General features: G+C 51.7%; 6 protein-coding genes. 5 read left to right on the top strand and 1 reads right to left on the bottom strand.

Annotation, left to right across the window (positions count from 1 at the left end):
• Positions 1 to 82: 82 nt before the first annotated feature.
• The 3 genes from AC1HCM_RS05505 to AC1HCM_RS05495 all read left to right on the top strand — a co-directional run bounded on the left by AC1HCM_RS05505 (position 83) and on the right by AC1HCM_RS05495 (position 1,079).
• Positions 83 to 439 carry a hypothetical protein gene (locus tag AC1HCM_RS05505; protein ID WP_479460767.1) on the top strand — a complete coding sequence of 119 codons (357 nt, stop codon included), beginning with the start codon at positions 83 to 85 and terminating at the stop codon, positions 437 to 439.
• A 76-nt stretch (positions 440 to 515) separates the two neighbouring features.
• Positions 516 to 719, top strand: coding sequence for a 30S ribosomal protein S21 (gene rpsU, locus AC1HCM_RS05500; protein ID WP_479460766.1), 204 nt, complete (start codon positions 516 to 518; stop codon positions 717 to 719).
• The gene (locus AC1HCM_RS05495) at positions 720 to 1,079 is read left to right on the top strand and encodes a hypothetical protein (RefSeq protein WP_479460765.1); all 360 of its coding nucleotides are present in this window, start codon (positions 720 to 722) and stop codon (positions 1,077 to 1,079) included.
• On the opposite strand, the gene AC1HCM_RS05490 is transcribed toward AC1HCM_RS05495, so the two are convergent.
• Positions 1,076 to 2,041 carry a gluconokinase gene (locus AC1HCM_RS05490; protein WP_479460764.1) on the bottom strand — a complete coding sequence of 322 codons (966 nt, stop codon included), beginning with the start codon at positions 2,039 to 2,041 and terminating at the stop codon, positions 1,076 to 1,078. The genes AC1HCM_RS05495 and AC1HCM_RS05490 overlap by 4 nt on opposite strands.
• Positions 2,042 to 2,114: 73 nt before the next feature.
• On the opposite strand from AC1HCM_RS05490, the gene infB reads away from it, so the two are divergent.
• Together infB and AC1HCM_RS05480 are read left to right on the top strand one after the other, a co-directional pair.
• Positions 2,115 to 4,463, top strand: coding sequence for a translation initiation factor IF-2 (infB, locus tag AC1HCM_RS05485; RefSeq protein ID WP_479460763.1), 2,349 nt, complete (start codon positions 2,115 to 2,117; stop codon positions 4,461 to 4,463).
• Positions 4,427 to 4,965 (top strand): 7-carboxy-7-deazaguanine synthase QueE (locus AC1HCM_RS05480; RefSeq protein WP_479460762.1); only part of this gene is annotated, 539 nt, incomplete at its 3' end. The genes infB and AC1HCM_RS05480, both read left to right, overlap by 37 nt.

The raw sequence follows: 4,965 nt of genomic DNA, 5'->3' as shown, positions 1-4,965 counted from the left end.
TCCCTGAACAGTGAGGGATTGCGACTGGGTACTAAATCTCACGCTGCTTGACATCTGAGAAATTTCAGAAGAACATATAAGTATGGTTTTTGAAAGGGCAAAGGGGGTTGTAAGGAAGGTAACCCTTGAGATCGTCTATGAAGTGGTTGACGAAAGGACCAAGGAGATAATCCAGAGGATAGGGGAGCTTGAAAGGAAAAGAGAAGAGGACTTCAAATACCTGAACCAGAAGATAGATACCCAGACGAGCCAGCTCAGGGGTGAAATAGGTCAGCTCAGGCAGGAGATAAAGAGGCTTGATGAAAAGATAGACAACCAGACAAACCAGCTCAGGCATGAGATGAGAGAAGAGATCGGCCAGCTCAGACAGGACATAACTCAGATAAACCACAGAATTGACACCGTGATTCAGATGCTCTCGGAGGTTCTCAGAAGGTAATCCGTAGGCTGATCTTACTACCCCCGCGGGTCGGGTTATGTTAAAATCTTCTGCGGATTTTAAGGAGGTGATGTAGTTGGCGGTTGTGATAGTGAATGAAGGTGAGCCACCCGAGAGGGTGCTGAGAAGGTTCAAGAGGCTGATAGATCAGGAGCAGATACTTACAGAGGTCAAGAAGAGGGAGTACTACGAGAAACCCAGCGAGCGCAAGAAGAAGCGCGAAAGGGCGAGAAGGAAGAGGATACTCAAGGCTCTGAAGAAACAGCAGCAAGCTATGTAGATGTTTGAGCTCGGCATCGGTGGTGGGCTCTCCTACCTTGAAGAGGAGGGTCGCACCGTTCCATCGGTCCACATACACGCCACAAGGGAGGTCTTTGGTAGGCTCTCCTTTGGTATGGGTTATGAGAAGATATTTGACGAACACTCCCACGATACCGTCTTTGCGGGAGTGAAGCACGAGGGTGAGGGTGGATTTTTTGTGGCTCTCATGCCTGGGCTTTCTCTCAACGGCGAAGGCTTATCCCTTCACCTGGACATCGGGAAGAACTTTGAGCTGGGAAGCTTTCATGCCGGACCGTTCATAGGCGTGGGCGTGGGTAAGGAGAACCACTACACCCTTGGAATTCATATAGGTTTCTAAGCACTAATGCCTTCCGCATACCTTCTGGCGAGCTTGAAGAGTCTCTTAGCCTTCTCCTTCGCCCGCTTCTTTTCCTCTTCCCCCACGTGAGGGTCATCAAGGAGGAAGCTCGTAACCTTACCCCTTACATAGGCACGGTAGCACTTGAAGAAGGGCAGGAATATATCAAACTCTGGGTCCTTTGTTATCCTCAGATATTCCCTCTCGTAGGCTCTTGAGAGATTGTCTTTGCCGAAGAAGTCAAGCTCCATGGAGAGGAAGCACATGTCGTTTAGAACATCACCGCACCTGAACCTCTCGTTGAACTCTATGCAGTCAAAGATGCACACACCCTCTTCAAGGAAGGCGACGTGCTCAAGCCTTATGTCTCCGTGCCCGTCCCTTATCCTTCCCTCCCTCATCCTCTTGTAAAAGAGCTCCTCATAAACTTCATAGAACCGGTTCGTTTTCTCCCTTATAAGCTCGTAGTCCCCGCGCTCTATGGTTATCCCTATGTACTTCTCCGTCTGCTGGAAGTTCTCATCGGTGTTGAACCTCATGACCTCCGGCTTACCGAACTCGTCCGCCCTCTCTGCGGAAAGGTGAAAGTTGGCAACGACCTGTGCGACCTTCTTTATATCCCCCTCGCCCGTGGCTTCAAGCCTGTTGGAGAGGATGTTTTCCTCAGGTATCCTCCTCATCTTCACAGCCCACTCAACCACGTTGGAGCCGTCCTCAAGAACCCACCTCCCACCGACATCGCTTATCGGAACCACTCCGATATAGACCCAGGGACAGAGCCTCCTGTTCAGAAGGACCTCCTTCTCGCAGTTTTCCTTCCTCTTATCAAGGGTGGAGTAGTCCAGAAAACCGAAGTTCACGGGCTTCTTTATCTTGTAAACGACATCACGCAGAAGTATGACCCAGGAGGTATGGGTCTGAACCAGCTTACCTCCAAGCTCCCTTGCAAGCTCTTCAACCATGTCTGTATTATACCTACGCTGTGGCAACCTGCGGTGCTGAGCCTATAATATATCTTTTAGGAGGTTTGAAGTATTGGAAAGGAAGCGCGTTCAGGATTTGGCAAAGGAGCTGGGGATAAAACCCAAGAAGCTGATTGAGTTCTTAGAGGAGTGGGCTCCTCGGGACGACGGGAAGAAGTGGTCTAACTTCCACACCCTTGAGGACTACCAGATTGAGATGATATATCAGGAGTTCGGTGAGCCAAAGAAGAAGGAGAAGAAGACCGCCGCGGCGGTTGAGGAAGTGACTCAAGAGCCAGCTGAGGTTGAAGAGGAGGAGATAAAGGTTGAGGAAAAACCCATAGAGGAGGTCGTGGCGGAGGTCCTCGGCAAGGAGGTCAAGGAGGAGAAGCCCAAGGAGGAGCTAAAGACTCCAAAGGTAGAGAAGAAGAGAACCGAAGGGAGAAGACCTGTCAGGGAGTTCAAAAGGGAGGCTCCCAAGAAGAAGGAGGAAAAACCCAAGGAGGCTCCAAAACCAGTAGAGGAGAAGAAGCCCCAGCCTGCTGCTGAGGAGAAGAAGAAGGAGAAGGTGACAAAGGAAGAGGAGCAGATACTCAAAAAGCTCCAGCAACAGATGGAGAGGGAGAAGAAGAAGGAGGAGAAGAAGCAGCAGGAGAAGAAAGAGGAAGAGATAAAGATAGTTGAGATATACGAAGGGATAACGGTAAGAGAGCTCGCAGATATGCTCAGGGTTCCCGCAAACAAGATAATAGCGGAGCTCCTGAAGAAGGGAATGCTCGCAACCATAAATCAGGCTGTCCCCACGGACCTTGCGGTTGAGATAGCGGAGAGCTTCGGATACCTCGCAGAGGCAAAGAAGGAAGAGGAGGAAGAGGTCCTCCTGGAGGAGGTGCCCGACAGACCTGAGGACCTCAAGCCCAGACCACCCATAGTGGTAGTTATGGGGCACGTTGACCACGGAAAGACAACCCTCCTTGACACCATAAGGAAGACGAACGTGGCAGAGAGGGAGAAAGGGGGGATAACCCAGCACATAGGTGCCTCTCAGGTGAAGCTCCCCGACGGTAGGCTGATAACCTTCCTTGACACACCTGGGCACGAAGCCTTTACAAGCCTCAGGGCAAGGGGTGCCCAGATAACGGACATAGCTGTCCTCGTCGTGGCAGCAGACGACGGCGTCATGCCTCAAACCGTTGAGGCTATAAACCACGCAAAGGCTTTCAACGTTCCCATAATAGTTGCGGTGAACAAGATTGACAAGCCGGGTGCGGACCCTATGAAGGTCAGGAGGGAGCTCTCGGAGCACGGTCTCGTTCCCGAGGAGTGGGGAGGGGACACGGTCTTCGTTGATGTATCCGCAAAGACGGGTCAGGGGGTTGACCAGCTCCTTGAGATGATAACCCTTGTGGCTGACATCCTTGAGCTTAAGGCTAACCCCAACAAGAGGGCTAAGGGTGTAATCATAGAGACAAAGCTTGACAAGAAGAAGGGACCCACAGGAACGGTCATAATCCAGGAAGGAACGCTTCGCGTTGGGGACATATTCGTGGCTGGGATAACCAACGGAAGGGTCAGGGCTATGTTTGACGATAAGGGAAGGCAGGTTAGGGAGGCTGGACCATCTACGCCCGTTGAGGTTCTCGGCTTTGAAGACCTTCCCGATGCGGGGGACACCCTCGTCGTCGTTGAGAGTGAGAAGAAGGCAAGAAGCATAGCGGAAAAGATCAGGGAGAAGAGGGAGAAGGAGGACAAGCTTGCCCAGAGCGTAAGGCTTGAGGACATCTACAAGAAGATTGAGGCTGGAGAGGCTAAGGAGCTGAAGCTCATAGTGAAGGCGGACGCCATGGGCTCCCTTGAAGCACTCAAGAAGTCCCTTGAGGAGCTCACAACCGATGAGGTTGCGGTAAGGGTTATACACGGTGCGGTTGGAGGTATAACTGAGAACGACGTTATGCTGGCAAAGGCAGCTCAGGCGATAATCATTGGCTTCAACACAAGACCAGATCCTAAGGCGAGAGAGCTCATAGAGCAGGAGAAAGTGGACGTCCGTATGTACGGGATAATCTATCAGGTGATAGACGACGTGAAGAACGCCCTCAGGGGTATGCTGAAGCCCGTTGAAAAGGAGGAGGTCCTCGGATCAGCGGAGGTAAGGGCAACCTTTAAGGTAAAGAAGGCTGGCACCGTGGCCGGATGCTACGTGCTTGAGGGCAAGATCGTGAGGGGTGCAAAGGCAAGGCTTGTGAGGGAGGGAGTCGTGGTTTACGACGGTGAGATAGAGAGCCTCAAGAGGTTCAAGGAGGACGTTCAGGAGGTAGCGAGGGGCTTTGAGTGTGGTATAAAGCTCAAGAACTTCAACGATGTGAAGGTTGGAGACGTAATAGAATGCTACGAGATAAAGTTAGAACAGCCGAATATCTGAGCGTAAATGAGATATACGAAAGCCTTCAGGGAGAGGGTCTTCTAACAGGGAAGCCGTCCATATTCCTGAGGCTTCAGGGATGCAACCTCAGGTGTCCCTGGTGCGACCAGCCGGAGGCACTCAACTTCAAAGAGGAGTATCTTGAGCTTGGAGACATTCTCAAGGAGCTTGAGAGCTTCTCAGCCCGGCACGTCGTCATAACTGGGGGAGAGCCCTTCACCCAGAAGAGCCTGCCTGCCCTTGTGAAATCTCTGCTGGACAGAGGCTACTCCGTGCAGATAGAGACCAACGGAACATTATGGATAGAGGAGCTTGAGGGGATAGCCCAGAGATTACACCTGACCTGCTCTCCAAAGGCTGTGGCAAGCTTCTTCGTCCATCCCAAGGTCCTCAGATACTCCAAGGAGCTGAAGTTCGTGGTTGATCAGGAGCTGACGGAGGAGGTTTTACTGAGAGAAGAGTTCAGGAAGTTCTTAGAGGATGGGAGGGTTGTGCTTCAGCC

The sequence above is a fragment of the Hydrogenivirga sp. genome (genome assembly GCF_056450045.1).
The sequence above is the reverse complement of the archived record's forward strand: the minus strand, read 5'-3'. Positions and strand labels throughout refer to the sequence as shown.

Coding starts and splice junctions, on each gene's coding strand:
- AC1HCM_RS05495 (WP_479460765.1), top strand. CDS start 720: ATGTTTGAGCTCGGCATCGGTGGTGGGCTCTCCTACCTTGAAGAGGAG.
- AC1HCM_RS05505 (WP_479460767.1), top strand. CDS start 83: ATGGTTTTTGAAAGGGCAAAGGGGGTTGTAAGGAAGGTAACCCTTGAG.
- AC1HCM_RS05490 (WP_479460764.1), bottom strand. CDS start 2,041: ATGGTTGAAGAGCTTGCAAGGGAGCTTGGAGGTAAGCTGGTTCAGACC.